The sequence below is a fragment of the Streptomyces sp. CB00316 genome (assembly GCF_001905595.1).
In the GTDB taxonomy this organism is placed as follows: domain Bacteria; phylum Actinomycetota; class Actinomycetes; order Streptomycetales; family Streptomycetaceae; genus Streptomyces.
In genome coordinates this window covers 377,850-392,612 of record NZ_LIXI01000007.1, presented here as the reverse complement: position 1 = coordinate 392,612, position 14,763 = coordinate 377,850, and the positions used below count along the sequence as shown (strand labels likewise).

General features: G+C 68.7%; 14 protein-coding genes and 2 pseudogenes. 7 read left to right on the top strand and 9 right to left on the bottom strand.

From position 1 onward, the window contains the following. Positions 1–167 precede the first annotated feature (167 nt). Positions 168–416, top strand: coding sequence for a TIGR02391 family protein (locus tag AMK21_RS22165; protein ID WP_079181224.1), 249 nt, complete (start codon positions 168–170; stop codon positions 414–416). Positions 417–433: 17 nt separating this feature from the next. Here AMK21_RS22165 and AMK21_RS22160 read toward each other — a convergent pair. From AMK21_RS22160 to AMK21_RS22150, 3 genes and pseudogenes are all read right to left on the bottom strand, one after another. Next, positions 434–1,531: pseudogene (locus AMK21_RS22160) on the bottom strand (ArsO family NAD(P)H-dependent flavin-containing monooxygenase); the annotation flags it as partial. 94 nt (positions 1,532–1,625) lie between these two features. Further along, on the bottom strand, positions 1,626–2,723 hold the full coding sequence (gene arsB, locus AMK21_RS22155) for an ACR3 family arsenite efflux transporter (protein ID WP_073880564.1): 1,098 nt from the start codon (positions 2,721–2,723) through the stop codon (positions 1,626–1,628). Further along, positions 2,720–3,028 (bottom strand): ArsR/SmtB family transcription factor, encoded by a 309-nt coding sequence (locus AMK21_RS22150; protein ID WP_073880562.1) that lies wholly within the window; start codon positions 3,026–3,028, stop codon positions 2,720–2,722. The genes arsB and AMK21_RS22150 overlap by 4 nt, the downstream gene beginning before the upstream one ends. 90 nt (positions 3,029–3,118) lie before the next feature. On the opposite strand from AMK21_RS22150, the gene AMK21_RS22145 reads away from it, so the two are divergent. From AMK21_RS22145 to pstS, 3 genes are all read left to right on the top strand, one after another. Further along, a complete protein-coding gene (locus AMK21_RS22145; RefSeq protein ID WP_073880560.1) occupies positions 3,119–3,532 on the top strand; it encodes an arsenate reductase ArsC in 414 nt (137 codons plus the stop codon). Further along, positions 3,529–4,518, top strand: a complete 990-nt coding sequence (gene trxB / locus AMK21_RS22140) for a thioredoxin-disulfide reductase (RefSeq protein ID WP_073880558.1) — start codon at positions 3,529–3,531, stop codon at positions 4,516–4,518. Before AMK21_RS22145 ends, trxB begins: the two co-directional genes overlap by 4 nt. Before the next feature lie 232 nt (positions 4,519–4,750). Then, the gene (gene pstS, locus AMK21_RS22135; protein WP_073880556.1) at positions 4,751–5,869 is read left to right on the top strand and encodes a phosphate ABC transporter substrate-binding protein PstS; all 1,119 of its coding nucleotides are present in this window, start codon (positions 4,751–4,753) and stop codon (positions 5,867–5,869) included. A 49-nt stretch (positions 5,870–5,918) separates the two neighbouring features. Here pstS and AMK21_RS22130 read toward each other — a convergent pair whose 3' ends face one another. Continuing rightward, positions 5,919–6,290, bottom strand: coding sequence for an ArsR/SmtB family transcription factor (locus AMK21_RS22130; protein WP_073880554.1), 372 nt, complete (start codon positions 6,288–6,290; stop codon positions 5,919–5,921). Positions 6,291–6,440: 150 nt separating this feature from the next. On the opposite strand from AMK21_RS22130, the pseudogene AMK21_RS36925 reads away from it, so the two are divergent. After that, positions 6,441–6,614 (top strand): annotated as a pseudogene (locus tag AMK21_RS36925) (arsenate reductase ArsC); the annotation flags it as partial. 142 nt (positions 6,615–6,756) lie between these two features. After that, positions 6,757–7,113: a low molecular weight phosphatase family protein gene (locus AMK21_RS36160; RefSeq protein WP_234422007.1), complete on the top strand. Its 357-nt coding sequence runs from the start codon at positions 6,757–6,759 to the stop codon at positions 7,111–7,113. 489 nt (positions 7,114–7,602) lie between these two features. Here the strand turns inward: AMK21_RS36160 and AMK21_RS22120 are convergent, their stop codons facing one another. From AMK21_RS22120 to AMK21_RS22100, 5 genes are all read right to left on the bottom strand, one after another. Further along, entirely contained in the window at positions 7,603–8,397 is a 795-nt protein-coding gene (locus tag AMK21_RS22120) for a response regulator transcription factor (protein ID WP_073880552.1), read from the bottom strand. 48 nt (positions 8,398–8,445) lie between these two features. Then, positions 8,446–9,294, bottom strand: coding sequence for a phosphate ABC transporter ATP-binding protein PstB (gene pstB, locus AMK21_RS22115; protein ID WP_107429960.1), 849 nt, complete (start codon positions 9,292–9,294; stop codon positions 8,446–8,448). Positions 9,295–9,365: 71 nt separating this feature from the next. Beyond that, complete coding sequence (pstA, locus tag AMK21_RS22110; RefSeq protein ID WP_107429959.1) at positions 9,366–10,274, bottom strand: phosphate ABC transporter permease PstA; 909 nt, start codon at positions 10,272–10,274, stop codon at positions 9,366–9,368. After that, entirely contained in the window at positions 10,271–11,221 is a 951-nt protein-coding gene (gene pstC / locus AMK21_RS22105) for a phosphate ABC transporter permease subunit PstC (RefSeq protein ID WP_073880550.1), read from the bottom strand. Before pstC ends, pstA begins: the two co-directional genes overlap by 4 nt. Beyond that, complete coding sequence (locus AMK21_RS22100; RefSeq protein ID WP_073880548.1) at positions 11,221–12,195, bottom strand: PstS family phosphate ABC transporter substrate-binding protein; 975 nt, start codon at positions 12,193–12,195, stop codon at positions 11,221–11,223. The genes pstC and AMK21_RS22100 overlap by 1 nt, the downstream gene beginning before the upstream one ends. 401 nt (positions 12,196–12,596) lie before the next feature. Between AMK21_RS22100 and AMK21_RS22095 the strand changes: the two genes are divergently transcribed. After that, on the top strand, positions 12,597–14,693 hold the full coding sequence (locus AMK21_RS22095; RefSeq protein WP_234422006.1) for a PhoX family protein: 2,097 nt from the start codon (positions 12,597–12,599) through the stop codon (positions 14,691–14,693). Positions 14,694–14,763: the final 70 nt, after the last annotated feature.

Sequence of the window (14,763 nt, the reverse complement as noted above, 5' to 3'; positions counted from 1 at the left end):
AAGCCGGCCTCCTCGTCTCCGAGCGGCGAGGGACGTGGGTCTTCTACCGGGTCGCCCCCTCCTTCGAAGCTGCCGGACCGGCCGCCTGCGCCCCCCGCACGGTCACCGGCAGCACCTGAACCGCGGCCGCGCCGGCCGGCGTCAGCAGGCGGCACCGGGCCCGTGCGATGTCAGTAGCCGCGGGGATGATGCGTGAGCCGCGCCTTCGTCTGATGGCGGAGGACGACAGCGACATCTTCCGCAGTGTGCACCGCGGTGCGATGTCCTTCGCCGAGGGCTGCTTCGCGGGTATTCGGAACCCCAACAGTCATGAGGACGGGCTGCCGGAGCTGGCGGAGCACGGGGCCTTGGGACGGCTCGCGGCCTTCAGCGTCCTGGCGCGCTGGGTGGACAGCGCGGCCCTCGACGCACCCTGAGCCCGACCCGGGAGCCGTCAGCGCAGCAGGGCGGCGATCTCGCGGACGGCGTCGCGGGCGGGGCGGCCGACGCCGATCAGGGTGGCCGAGGCGGGCCCGGTCCAGTCGCCGTAGCCGAGGAGGTGCAGTCGAGGGTCGTCGACGGCCCGGGTGCCGTGGGTGGGGATGTGGCCGTGTTCGCCACGCAGTCCCAGCGGGGCGAGGTGGGAGAGGGCGGGACGAAAGCCGGTGCACCAGATGATTGCTGAGGCTTCCGCTCTGGTTCCGTCCGCCCACTGCGCACCGTTCTCGGTGAGGCGGGCGAACATCGACTGGGCTTTGAGGAAGCCGGCATCCCGTGCGGCGCGGACCGGTGCGACGGCGACGATGTCGCCGAGGGAGGCGACGCCTCCCGTGTCGGTGTTCCCGGCGTCCAGCGCTCTGCGGCGGGCGGTGGCGGCGTCGAAGAGGGCGCGGCCGTCGATGTCGTCGGCCAGGAAGCGTGCGGGCCTTTGGGTGACCCAGGTCAGGTCGGTGTGCGGTGCGAGGTCGGCGGCGATCTGGGCTCCGGAATTGCCTCCTCCGACCACGATGACCCGCCGTCCCGCGAACTCGTCAGGGTTGCGGTACTGCACGGTGTGAAGCTGACGGCCGGTGAAGGTCTCCCGGCCGGGTACGGCAGGGAGAAAGGGCCGCCACCATGTTCCGGTCGCCGAGACGACCGCACGGGCGGACCAGATACCCGCGTCCGTCTCCACCCGCAGCCGCTCGCCGTCACGGTGTACGGCCTCGGCGCGGACCGGCCGCACGACGGGCAGGGTGTAGCGCTCTTCGTACGCGGTCAGGTACTCGACGACATGGTGCGCGTCCGGGTACTCCGCCCTGTCCTGGGCGGGCATGAGCCAGCCCGGCAGGGAGGAGTACGCGGCCGGGGAGAACAGGCGGAGCGAGTCCCATGTGTGCTGCCACGCGCCGCCCGGTGAGGGCTGGGCGTCGAGGATGACGAAGTCGAGGTTCTGGCGGCGCAGGTGGTAGCCGGTGGCGAGGCCCGCTTGGCCGCCACCGATCACCACCACGTCCACCACGTGGGTCACCAGGTCACCCCTGTAGCAGCGTCGGGCGTCCCGGCTCCCGCCCCACTCTTGCGCGGCACGGCTTTCACCGTCGGGCGGACGGTGAAGCGGGCCGGGGCGCGGACGGCGGGATGGGGGCGGGAACCGGGGCGGCGCATCAGTGCTGCGTGGTGATCGCGGACGGGGCGAACTTCTTGCGCCAGGCGAGGGCCACGTAGACCAGGGCGATCAGGACCGGGACCTCGATGAGGGGGCCGACGACTCCGGAGAGGGCCTGGCCGGAGGTGACGCCGAAGGTGGCGATGGCGACGGCGATGGCGAGCTCGAAGTTGTTCCCGGCGGCCGTGAAGGCGAGGGTCGTGGTGCGGTCGTAGGCCAGGCCGATGGCCTTGCCGATCAGGAAGCTGCCGAAGAACATGATCGCGAAGTACACGAGCAGCGGCAGCGCGATGCGGACCACGTCCAGCGGCTCCGAGGTGATCGTCTTCCCCTGGAGGGCGAAGAGGATGACGATGGTGAACAGCAGGCCGTACAGGGCCCAGGGGCCGATCTTCGGCAGGAACTTCGCCTCGTAGGACTCGCGTCCCATCTTCTGCTCGCCCAGGCGTCGGGTGAGGAAGCCGGCGAGCAGGGGTACGCCGAGGAAGATGACGACGTTCAGTGCGATCTTCCACATGGAGATGTCGAGGGTCTCGCCGTCGCCGAGTCCGAGCCAGCCGGGTAGCAGGTCGAGGTAGAGCCAGCCGAGCAGGCCGAACGCGATGACCTGGAAGACCGAGTTCAGGGCGACCAGGACGGCTGCGGCTTCGCGGTCGCCGCAGGCGAGGTCGTTCCAGATGATGACCATGGCGATGCAGCGGGCCAGGCCGACGATGATGAGGCCGGTGCGGTACTCGGGGAGGTCCGGCAGGAAGATCCAGGCCAGGGCGAACATGACGGCCGGACCGATGATCCAGTTGATGACCAGTGAGGAGACCATCAGCCTGCGGTCGCCGGTGACGGCGTCGAGCTTGTCGTAGCGGACCTTGGCGAGCACCGGGTACATCATGATCAGCAGACCGACGGCGATGGGCAGCGAGATGCCGCCGATTTCCACCTTCGCCAGTGCGTCGTTCAGGCCCGGGATCAGCCGTCCGAGGCCGAGGCCGAGGGCCATGGCCAGGAGGATCCAGACGGCGAGAAAGCGGTCCAAGGTGGACAACTTCTTCACGACCGAAGGTTCCTCGGTCGTCGCGGGTGCTTGCGTGGAGGTCACGGGCAGGCCCTCTTGTTCTCGGCAGCGGTACAGGCGGACTCGGCCAGGTCGGCGAACTGGCCGGCGAGCTGGGCGATGACGTCCGGGCGGAGCTTGTAGTAGGTGAAGCGCCCGCACGGTTCGGTCTCCACGACCCCGGCCTCGCGCAGGACCTTCAGGTGGTTGGAGAGATTGGTCTGCTTCGCACCGGTCTCCTCCACCAGATGGCTGGTGCACAGCGTCTCGCGGGCGAGCAGGGTCACGATCCGGAGCCGGAGCGGATCGCCCAGCACCCGGATCAGTTCAGTGTCGACTGACGTCATCATGGGCTGATACTCTCACATCAGTGGCTGCTGACGCCATTGGGTGCTGATATCCCGGGCACCTGAATTCACGCGCGACGAGAGAGACCCCTGATGTCCGAAAAGCCCTCTGTGCTGTTCGTCTGTGTCCACAACGCCGGCCGCTCCCAGATGGCCGCCGCCTGGCTGACCCACCTGGCCGGGGACCGCGTCGAGGTCCGCTCCGCCGGCTCCAACCCCGGCGACACCGTCAACCCCGCCGCAGTCGAGGCGATGGCCGAGGCGGGGATCGACATCTCCGCCGAAACGCCGAAGATCCTGACCGTCGACGCCGTGAAGGAGTCCGACGTCTGCATCACCATGGGCTGCGGCGACACCTGCCCTGTCTTCCCCGGCAAGCGCTACCTCGACTGGCAGCTCGAAGACCCGGCCGGGCAGGGTGTGGCCGCGGTGCGCAGGATCCGGGACGACATCAAGTTCATGGTCGAGGGCCTGATCAAGGAAATCCTCCCGGAGGCATCCCAGTGAGCGACCCGACGGACATCCGTAACGTCATCGTCATAGGCTCCGGCCCCGCCGGCTACACCGCCGCCCTCTACACCGCGCGCGCCGACCTCAAGCCGCTGGTCTTCGAAGGCTCCGTCACCGCCGGCGGCGCGCTCATGAACACCACGGAGGTCGAGAACTTCCCCGGCTTCCCCGCAGGCATCGTGGGCCCGGACCTCATGGACAACATGCGTACCCAGGCGACACGCTTCGGCGCCGAGCTGGTCCCGGACGACATCATCGCCGTCGACCTCACGGGCGACATCAAGACGGTCACCGACAGCAGCGGAGCGATCCACCGGGCCCGCGCCGTGATCGTGACCACCGGATCGCAGCACCGCAAGCTGAACCTGGAGCGCGAGGACGAACTGTCGGGCCGCGGTGTCTCCTACTGCGCGACCTGCGACGGGTTCTTCTTCCGCGACCGCGACATCGTGGTCGTCGGCGGCGGTGACACTGCGATGGAGGAGGCCACCTTCCTCACCCGGTTCGCCCGCTCCGTCACGGTCGTCCACCGCCGCAGCGCGCTGCGGGCCTCCCAGGTCATGCAGGGCCGCGCGTTCGCCGACGACAAGATCGCCTTCGTCTTCGACAGCGAGATCGCGGAGATCAAGGAGGAGGGCGGCGCCCTGTCCGGTCTCGTCCTGCGCGACACGTCCAGCGGCCGGACGCGCGACCTCGACGCCACGGGCCTGTTCATCGCCATCGGCCACGACCCGCGCACGGAGCTCTTCGCCGGCCAGCTGGACCTGGACGACGAGGGATACCTGAAGGTCGAATCCCCCTCGACCCGCACGAACATCCCCGGTGTCTTCGGCGCGGGAGACGTGGTCGACCACACCTACCGCCAGGCGATCACCGCCGCCGGTTCGGGATGCGCCGCGGCCCTGGACGCCGAGCGCTACCTGGCAGCCCTCACCGACACGAAGGCGGCCGCAGAGCCCGAAAAGACGCCGACAGCCGCCTGAACGAGTCCTACCGCGCCCTCGTGGAAGCCTTCCATGCGGGAGAGGTGCGCGAGGCCGACGCCATGCCGCGCCGTAGTCGAGGCGCGGCGCCTCGTCGCGGCGCCCGTATGCCACGCGCAGGCCATCCATCCAGTCGTGTTCCGTCAGCTGCTGTTCGTCGGTGCGTCGCCTCCATGGCGTTTACATCGGCAAGCATCTATCCAGCTGGCTGGCCGTCTGGAAGGAAGCACCGGTGCATCACCGAGGGTCGAATCGACGCACTTCACTGAGAGGCGCCGCGGCAGTAGCAGTCGGCGTGTTGCTCCTTTCGGCCTGCGGACGGGGCGGCGGAGGCGAAGCCGCCCCGTCCCCCTCAAGACCGAGCCACATCACCTGTGCCGAGAAAGGTGAGGTGGCCGGCTCCGGGTCGACAGCCCAGCAGAACGCGATGAAGCACTGGCTTCAGGAGTACCAGAGTGCCTGCCCCGGGGTGCAGCTGCGCTACAACCCCATCGGTTCCGGCGGCGGAGTGGCCCAGTTCCTGCGCGGAGCCACGCACTTCGGTGGCAGCGACACCCCGCTGTCGCGGGACGACGTCGAGTTCTCCCGCCGCACGTGCCCCGGGAGCAGGGCGATCGACCTGCCGATGGTCGGCGGTCCCGTCGCCATCGGCTACAACGTCGAAGGCGTGGACAGTCTCGTCCTCGACGCATCGACGCTCGCGCGGATCTTCGACTCGCGGATCACGACGTGGAACGACCCGGAGATCCGGCGCCTCAACCCCGGCACGCGGCTGCCCGAGACCGAGATCAGTGCCGTGCACCGCTCCGACAACTCGGGTACCACGCAGAACTTCAACGCCTATCTGGCGGACGCGGCACCGGAGGAGTGGCCGTACGAGAAGGCGAAGGCATGGCAGGCCAGGGGTGGTCATGCGGCACCCGGTTCCGACGGGGTCGTGTCCACCGTGAGCAGCCAGAACGGCTCGATCGGCTACTTCGAACTGTCCTTCGCCAAGGCGGAGGGCATACCCACCGTGAAGCTGGATACGGGTGCCCCCGAACCGGTCACGGTCTCCGCGCAGAGCGCCTCCGCCGGCATCGCCGCCGCCAAGGTCGCCGACAGCGGCCAGGACCTGACGCTGGAGTTCGACTACCGCACCAGAGCCCCCGGCGCATATCCGATCGTGCTGGTCACCTACGAAATCGTCTGCGCCGACGGCAACCCGGCCGACGCGCTGCCCGCGCTGAAGTCGTTCCTGACCTACACCGCGAGTGCGCGGGTTCAGGCGGGGCTGGCGCGTATCCACTACGCCCCGCTGCCGGAGAAGGTGGCCTCACGGGTGCGGCACGTGGTGAGCACGCTGTCCTGACCTCGGCGGCAGGGGAGCCGGCACCGGCAGGCGACCAGGACGGGCGGCGTCAGCCTGCCGTCGGCTCCAGGATGTCCCGGATCCGGCGAAGCCCTTCGGGGTCGACCGAGAACCAGGCCCACGTTCCGCGCCGCTCCCGGGTGAGGATCCCGGCGTCCATCATGATCTTCAGGTGGTGGCTCACCGTGGGTTGGCGCAGGCCGAGGCAGTCGGTCAGGTCGCACACGCACGCCTCGCGGGTGGGGGAGCGTTCGATCAGGCGCAGTATCTGCAGCCGGGTGGGGTCGGCGATGGCCTTGAGGGCCCCGGCCATGCGCTCGGCCTCTTCGCGGTCGATCAGCAGGCAGGACAGCTGTGGCACGCACGTGGACGCTTCATCGTCCACGACCGGCTTCGTCGCCTCGTAAGCAGTGATGGCCATCTATCCACCATATGGGGCGGTGAGCGGCCCCTGGGGCGCCTATGGCTCTTGCCACTTTGAATTCACTTATCGTTCACTCTCTTCATGTCGATCAACTCGGATATAGATGAGCGTCTATAATTGGAGTCGACTTTCGGAAGGGGCGCAGTCATGGATGAGCAGCCACCACTCGGCCGGGCCACCCCGCCCCTGCGGAGCGCCGGCGCAGTATTGACGCGGATCACCGCCCGGCTCGCCCTGCGTCACCGCCGCGCCTTCTCGCAGGCCACAGTCGCCCAGTACGTGGAGGAGTGCGCCTCTCTCCTCGCCGGCCGGGCTCGTGCCGCTCAGCATCTTCCAGTCCTCGTGGAGCGGTTCGCCGATGAGCGTCTGCGCGGCCTCGCCCGCGCCCGGGGGCTCTCAGACGAATCGCTGCCTGCGGTGCTTTTCGTCTGCACGGAGAACGCTGGGCGCTCTCAGCTGGCCGGTGCGCTTGCTGCGCCGGCGCGCGCTCGGTGCGGTCATGGTCATGACGGCGGGATCGGGGCCCGCTGCCGACATCTCGCCCGTCGTGGTCCGGCTGCTGGCGGAGCAGGGGCTCGACACCGGGGAGGAGTTTCCCAAGCCGCTCACCACCGAGGTCGTCGACGCGGCGGACCTGGTGATCACGCTCGGCTGCGCCGACGCTTGCCCCGTGCGTCCTGGCCGCCGCTATCTCAACCGGGACCTGCCAGACCTCAGCGGCCTCGACATCGAAAGCGCGCGCGCCGTGCGGAACAGCCTGCACACGCGCATCGACCGCCTGGCGGCAGAGCTGACCGCGCCGTCCCCGTCTCCTGCGTGACCTGCCGAGTGTGACGGCCTGACCAGGAACCGGTTCCTTGGCCAAGGGGGCGGGACCGTGCTCAGCTGACCGGCTACCGGGCGGCGGAATCGCCCGAACAGACAGCCGCGTTGGACCCGGAGGATGTGAACCGGCCGGCGGGGCACCGCCAAGCAGCCCGCCGGCCGGTGTTCGAGCCGATGAGCTCCGCTACGGGTGCACATCGGTGAGACAGAGGGAAATCAACGTCCGGGCTTCCGCGAGGGTGCGCGCCGCGATGATCTCCCTCATGGTCTGCGAGTCCGTGGTAAACGTCCGCGAGGTCGACTGGCCGGTGGCCCGGAACCGGACACGAACCTTCGCCGACCAGCACCGCTTACGGTGAAAAGGCGTGCCGATCGTAGGAATGTGATGCCGCCCGTGCACAGCGCCGCGGCGAGGGTAGTGCGTGGCCCATCGAGGCAGGTCGATGTACGAATCTTCCCCCGGCCTCTCGGTCGTCACGGCTGCCTATGCCGTGGCAGTTGGCCGGGAGGAGGAGAGCGGCGGCCGCACGGTATCGGAGGGTCTGCACTCCAGGCGGTAGCCCATGCCGCGGATCGCGTCGATGGTGCAGCAGCTTCCCGCGCCTTCCCGCAGGCGTTGCCGTACGCGGCGGACGTGGACGGTGAGGGTGTTGCTGTCCAGGCTCTTCGTTCCCCACAGGACCTGCGTCAGCTCTGCTCGGGAGACGAGCCGGTTGACGTTCTCCATGAGGTAGCGCAGCAGCATGAATTCACGTACCGGCAACTGGAGCGAGCGTCCTCGTACGTAGACGTGGAACCCGACGGGATCAAGCTCGATGTCACCGACGACCAGCGTTGCGGCCGCCTTGTCATCCGGTGTGAGTCCTGCCGTCAGGAGCGGGAGGATTTCCTCGATCCGGTAGGGCCGTGCCACGAAGGCGACGGCGCCCGCGGCGAGGGCGGCGGTCGCCTCCTCGGTCCCGTCCGGTCCGGCGCCGACGATGACGGGCACGGGGCTGAGCCGGTTGATCAGGCGGGTGACCTGTACGGCGTTCACTACCGGCAGCGGTGCGCCGAGGAGTACGGCGCCGGGGTGCTGTGCTCCGACCTGGAGCAGGGCCTCGGCACCGTCGTGGCAGCCGATCACGCTCACGCCGGCGGCGGAGAAGCGTGCCATGGCCTGCTTTGCCAGCTTCTCGTCGGGCTCGGCCAACAGCAGGGCCGGGGTCCTGCTGATGGCCGGTCCGTCCGGAGACACCCGTGCGGCGGTCTCCGGTGGTCGTCGTGCGTCGGGGGTCACCCGGGTACTCCTTTACGTGGCGGCGCAAAGAGCAGCTTGGCTTCGGGGTCAGCCGAAGCGGCCCGAGATGTAGTCCTCGGTGCGCTGGTCGGAGGGGTTGGAGAAGATGCGTTCGGTCTCGTCGTACTCGACGAGGCGTCCGTGGCGGACCCCCGCGTCGTCGACGTCGGCGGTGAAGAAGGCCGTGCGGTCGGAGACGCGGGCGGCCTGCTGCATGTTGTGGGTGACGACGATGATCGTGAACTCGCGGGCGAGGTGCGTCATGAGGTCTTCGATCTTGGCGGTGGCGATCGGGTCGAGGGCCGAGCAGGGCTCGTCCATGAGGATCACCTCGGGCTTGACCGCGATGGTGCGCGCGATGCACAGCCGCTGCTGCTGGCCGCCGGAGAGGGCGAGCGCGGAGGTCTTGAGCTTGTCCTTGACCTCGTCCCAGAGGGCCGCGTGGGTGAGGGTCTCCTCGACCAGGTCGTCAAGGTTTCCCTCGAACCCGCCGACGCGGGGGCCGTAGGCGATGTTGTCGTAGATCGACTTGGGGAACGGGTTCGGCTTCTGGAAGACCATGCCGATCCGGCGGCGGACCTCGATCGGGTCGACGTCCCGGCCGTACAGGTCCTCGTTGTGGTAGTGGACCTTGCCGGCCACGCGTGCGCTGGGGACGAGGTCGTTCATGCGGTTGAAGCAGCGCAGCACGGTGGACTTGCCGCAGCCGGAGGGGCCGATCATCGCGGTGATCTGCCGGTGCCCGATGGTCATGTTGACGTCGCGTACGGCCTCGTGGTCGCCGTAGAAGACGGACAGGCTGCCGACCTCGAAGACGGGTCCGGCCAGCGAGGGGGCGCTGCGGAAGGCGACCTGGGGAATCCTCGTGCCACCGGTGGCGTCGGAGGGAGGGGTCATGGCGGTCTCCTGCGGAGAGTCGGCGGCGGGGTCGAGGTGTCGGGTCGCGGAGGGTGGGGAGGTCATGGCGGTCACCAGGTGCGGGAGTAGCGGTTGCGGAGCCAGATCGCCACGGAGTTCATCGCCAGCAGGATCGCCAGCAGGATCACGATGGCGGCGGAGGCCAGCGAGACGAACTCGGCACGGGACTGGCTGATCCAGTTGAAGATCTGGATCGGCAGGACGGTGAACTGGCTCTGCACGCCGCTGGGGTTGAACGTGATGAACGTCAGACCGCCGAGCAGCAGCAGCGGGGCCGCCTCGCCGATGGCGCGGGACAGGGCCAGGATCGAACCGGTGGCCATGCCGGGGACGGCCGCGGGCAGGACCTGGCGCCAGATGGTCTGCCACTGCGTGGCGCCCAGGGCGAGCGACGCCTGACGGATGGACTGCGGGACCGCGCGGATCGCCTCGCGGGAGGAGATGATCACCACCGGCAGGACCAGCAGGGACAGGGTCAGGGACGCGGTGAGCACGGTCTGTCCGAAGCCGAGGCCGCGGGAGATGATGCCGAGGCCGAGGATGCCGTAGACGATCGAGGGCACGGCGGCCAGGTTCTGGATGTTGATCTCGATCGCGCGGTTCCACCACTTGTCCGGGTCGGCGTACTCCTCCAGGTAGATGGCGGTGAGGATGCCGGTCGGGAGGCAGTAGACGGCGGTGAAGCCGATGACCCAGACCGTGCCCATGATCGCCGACTGGGCTCCGCCCTGCGTCGGGTCGATGTAGTCGGGGAAGTTCATCCACAGCCGCGGGTCCAGCCGCGACCAGCCCTCGCTCAGCACGTAGGCGAGCAGCGAGGCCAGGAAGACGACGGCGACAGCGAGGGAGACCCACAGACTCAGGTGAAAGACCCGCTCGCGAAGAGGGGTCCCCTTGCCCTTGAGCCGGGGAGCGCCCTCGTGGAGGGCGGCATCGCGGTCGATGACTTCGGAACTCATTCGTACACCTCGCGGTACTTGCGCACCAGACGGATGCTCAGCAGGTTCATCACCAGCGTCATCACGAACAGCAGGGCACCCACGGCGAAGATCGTCTGGTAACCGGTCGAGCCGGTGGGCAGGTCGCCGATGCCGGCCGCCGCGATGAACGCGGTCATCGTCTGCATGCCTTCGAGCGGGTTGAAGGACAGGTTCGGCTGCCCGCCCGCCGCGATGGCCACGATCATCGTCTCGCCCAGCGCCCGGGAGATACCGAGGACGACGGCGGCGACGATGCCGGACAGCGCGGCGGGGAACACCACGCGGGTGGAGACCTGCATGCGGGAGGAGCCGAGGGCGAACGCTCCGTCGCGCAGCGCGCGGGGCACCGCGCTCATCGAGTCCTCGGCGAGCGAGGCGATCGTCGGGATGATCATGATGCCCATGACGAAGCCCGCGGCGAGCGCGTTGAAGATCTGCGGCCCGTCACCGGCGGGCCAGATGCTCTGCAGGACCGGGGTGATGGCCTTCAGCGCGAAGAAGCCGTACACGACCGTGGGGATACCCGCGAGAACTTCGAGCAGAGGCTTGAAGATCTTCCGCACGCGCTTGTTCGCGTACTCGCTCAGGTACACCGCGGCACCCAGGCCCAGCGGAACAGCCACCAGCAGGGCGATGAACGTGACCATCAGGGTGCCGGCGACCAGCGGCAGGACACCGAAGGAGGCGGGCTTGAACAGGGGTGCCCAGTTGGTTCCGGTGATGAACTCACCGAAGTCGACCTTGGAGAAGAACTCGCCGGCCGGGGGGATCAGGGCGATGACGATGCCGATCGTGGTCAGCACCGAGACCATGGAGGCGGCCACCAGGAGGACCTTGATGACCTTCTCGCCGTAGCGCGGCTGGGACCGCTTCAGGAAGCCGGGGCTTCCTGAAGCGGCCCGCCGTGAAGAGAGGGTGGAACTCATCAGGAGTGCTGCTCCCGCAGAGTCGCGAGGTTTTTCTCCAGCTCCTTCTGCTGCTCGTCGTTGAGCGGCACGAACTGCGCCTTCTCGGCGATCTCGGCGCTGTTCTCGACGTAGTACTCGACGAACGCCTCGGCCTCGGGCTTCTCCAGGGAGGACGCCTTCGGGTAGATGAACAGCGGCCGACCGAGCGGCTTGTAGGTGCCGTTCTGCACCGTCTCGACGCTGGGCGCGACGCAGCCCTCGCCGCCGTCGATCTTGAGGGCCTTCAGCTTGTCCTTGTTCTCCTCGAAGTAGGAGAGGCCGAAGTAGCCGATGCCGCCCTTGGAGCCGGACACGCCGCGGACGGTGACGTTGTCGTCCTCGCTCGGGTTGTAGTCGGTGCGCGAGGCGCCTTCCTCACCGTTGATGGCGTCGGTGAAGTAGTCGAAGGTGCCCGAGTCGGTGCCCGCGCCGAACAGGTCCATCTTCTGGTTCGGGAACTTCGGGTCGACCTGGTTCCAGTTGTTCACCTTGGAGCCGGGCTCCCAGATCTTCTTGAGCTGCTCGACGGTCAGGCACTCGACGAAGTCGTTGTCCTTGCTCACCACGACCGACAGGCCGTCGTTGGCGACCGTGAACTCCTCGAACTTGACGCCCTTCTTCTCGCAGAGCGCCTTCTCCTCGTCCTTCATCTCACGGGAGGCGTTGGAGATGTCGGTCTCGTCGGCGCAGAACTTCTCGAAGCCGCCGCCCGTGCCGGAGGTGCCGACCGTGACGTTGACCCCCTTGTTCGCCTGCTGGAAGAGCTGGGCGGCCACGGTGGACAGCGGGGCCACCGTGCTCGACCCGTCCACCTTGACGGTCCCGGACAGCTTGTCGCCACCCTCACCGCCCGAACCGGCGTCGCCGCCGCCGCACGCACTCGCGGCCAGCATCACAGCAGCCGTCAGAGCCAAAGGAGCCTTGGCTCGGCGCAACGAAGTGGAAATGTTCACGACTCTCGACCCTCGTGTCTGCCGGTACACCCGGCTGTCTGCATCAGGTGCGCAGCGCACCCCGTTCGGACTCCTTCATCGAAGTCTGGCTATGTGAACGCGGGGTGTACGAGGGGCCCACCGGCCATGAACGATAGCTAGTCATCTCTATAGACGGATGGCGATGTTTACGTGCGGGGCGCGCTTTCCGGTCAACGCCTCCCCTTCATCGCCCCGACCGTTTGGCCGAAACGAGCAGCACGGGTACCGCTCAAGGGATCCCTCCGGCTCCACCTTCCCTGCAGAGTTGGGCTCCCGTTCACCTTCCGGACGCCCCTCGGCACCCGGGCTGCGCCTAGCGTCACGGATCGATGGCCACCTATATGAGGCCGCGTTCCGTATCCCACCGCGTGGAGGACCTCGTGCTCGAACAGCCCGACAGCCGCACAGACCGCTCAGCGGACCTGCCCGTACTGCCCAGCCACAACACGGCACGCTCGGCACTCACCTGCCGCTACCGGTGCGGCGACGCCTGCTCACACGAGGCCCCCAACCGCTCGCTCAACACCTACTTCGGCGACATCGTCCACCAGGTGTCCCGCCGCGGAGCGCTCAAGAGCGGTGCCGTCCTCGCCCTCGCCGCAGCCGCCGGAACGGCGGTCGCCACACCCGCGGCGGCGTCCGGCACGACCACCACGCCCGCAGCCCACCGCGGTCCGGACCGAGGTGCGGGCCGCCCGCCTCGCGGTCTGCGCTTCGAGGCGGTGCCGCCTAACACCGCCGACGCCGTCACCGTCCCCGCCGGCTACGCCCAGCAGGTCGTCATCCGCTGGGGTGACCCCGTCCTGCGCGGCGCGCCCCGCTTCGACGCCCGCCGCCAGAGCGTCGCGGCCCAGTCCCGCCAGTTCGGCTACAACTGCGACTACCTGGCCCTGCTCGACCTCCCGGCGCACTGCCACGGCGACCAGCTGCTCGTGGTCAACCACGAGTACACCAACGAAGAGATCATGTTCTTCGGCTACGACCCCGCCAACCCGACCCGCGAGCAGGTCGAGATCGCCTGGGCCGCCCACGGCCTGACCGTCCTCAGCGTCCGCACCGATCGACGCTCCGGCCGACTGTGGCCGATCAGCGGCGACGCACTCAACCGCCGCATCACCGCCACCACCCCGTTCGAGCTCACCGGCCCGGCGGCCGGCAGCGACCTCCTCAAGACCAACGCCGACCCCACCGGCCGCACGGTCCTGGGCACGCTGAACAACTGCGGCGGCGGCGTCACGCCGTGGGGCACCGTCCTGTCCGGCGAGGAGAACTTCAACCAGTACTTCGCCAACGCCGCCTCCGTCACCGACCCCGTGGCCAAGCAGCGCCTGGCCCGCTACGGCCTGCCGGCCGGAACCAGCCAGCGCAAGTGGGAGCGCTACGACGACCGCTTCGATCTGGCGAAGGAACCGAACGAGGCCAACCGGCACGGCTGGATCGTCGAGATCGACCCGTACGACCCCGACTCCGTCCCGCGCAAGCGCACGGCCCTCGGCCGGTTCAAGCACGAGGCCGCCGAGCCCCGTCTGACCAGCGACGGCCGGGTCGCCCTTTACATGGGCGACGACGAGCGCTTCGACTACCTCTACAAGTTCGTCTCCACCCACCGGTTCAAGAAGGGCAAGAACCGGGCCGCCCGAGAGCACAACCTCCGCCTCCTCGACGAGGGCACTCTCTACGTCGCCAAATTCACCGGGGACAGCCCGCTCGCCGAGATCGACGGCACCGGCACCCTCCCCGAGGACGGTGACTTCGCCGGCTCCGGCACCTGGATCCCGCTCGTCACCGGCAACACCTCCCACGTCGCCGGCATGGCCGCCGACGAGGTCTACGTCTTCACCCGCCTGGCCGCCGACAAGGCCGGCGCCACCAAGATGGACCGCCCCGAAGACGTCGAGCCCCACCCCCACACCGGCCGCCTCTACGTCGCGCTCACCAACAACAAGGACCGAGGAGCCGCCGGCAAGACCGGCCCCGACGAGGCCAACCCGCGCAACGGCAACAAGCACGGCCACATCCTCGAACTCGACGAACGCCGCGCAGACGCGGCCGCGACATCCTTCAGCTGGCGCCTCATGCTCGTATGCGGCGACCCCAAGGACCCCTCCACCTACTTCGCCGGCTTCGACAAAAGCCAGGTCAGCCAGATTTCCTGCCCCGACAACATCGCCTTCGACGAACACGGCAACCTCTGGCTCGCCACCGACGGCGCCGCCCTAGGCGCCAACGACGGCCTGTTCGCCGTCCCGGTCACGGGGCCCCACCGAGGCCACGTCAAGCAGTTCCTGACCGTCCCCAAGGGCGCCGAGACCTGCGGCCCGATCATCACCGACGACCGCATCCTCATCGCCGCCCAGCACCCGGGCGAAATCGACGGCGCCACCACGGAGAACCCTGGCTCGGCCTGGCCCGACGGGCCCGGAACGGTGCCCAGGCCGTCCGTCGTCGCGGTGTGGGAGACCGGTTACCGCCACTGACCACGAACCACGGAGCGGTGCCTGGGTGTGTGCGCCCGAACGTGTTTCATGTCCCGGCTAGGCATTATGA

Excerpts from the sequence above, each read along its gene's own strand:
- AMK21_RS22165 (WP_079181224.1), top strand. The coding sequence starts at position 168 with ATGTCAGTAGCCGCGGGGATGATGCGTGAGCCGCGCCTTCGTCTGATG.
- AMK21_RS22150 (WP_073880562.1), bottom strand. The coding sequence starts at position 3,028 with ATGATGACGTCAGTCGACACTGAACTGATCCGGGTGCTGGGCGATCCG.
- AMK21_RS22145 (WP_073880560.1), top strand. The coding sequence starts at position 3,119 with ATGTCCGAAAAGCCCTCTGTGCTGTTCGTCTGTGTCCACAACGCCGGC.
- AMK21_RS22130 (WP_073880554.1), bottom strand. The coding sequence starts at position 6,290 with ATGGCCATCACTGCTTACGAGGCGACGAAGCCGGTCGTGGACGATGAA.
- pstB (WP_107429960.1), bottom strand. The coding sequence starts at position 9,294 with ATGACCCCTCCCTCCGACGCCACCGGTGGCACGAGGATTCCCCAGGTC.
- pstA (WP_107429959.1), bottom strand. The coding sequence starts at position 10,274 with ATGAGTTCCGAAGTCATCGACCGCGATGCCGCCCTCCACGAGGGCGCT.
- pstC (WP_073880550.1), bottom strand. The coding sequence starts at position 11,221 with ATGAGTTCCACCCTCTCTTCACGGCGGGCCGCTTCAGGAAGCCCCGGC.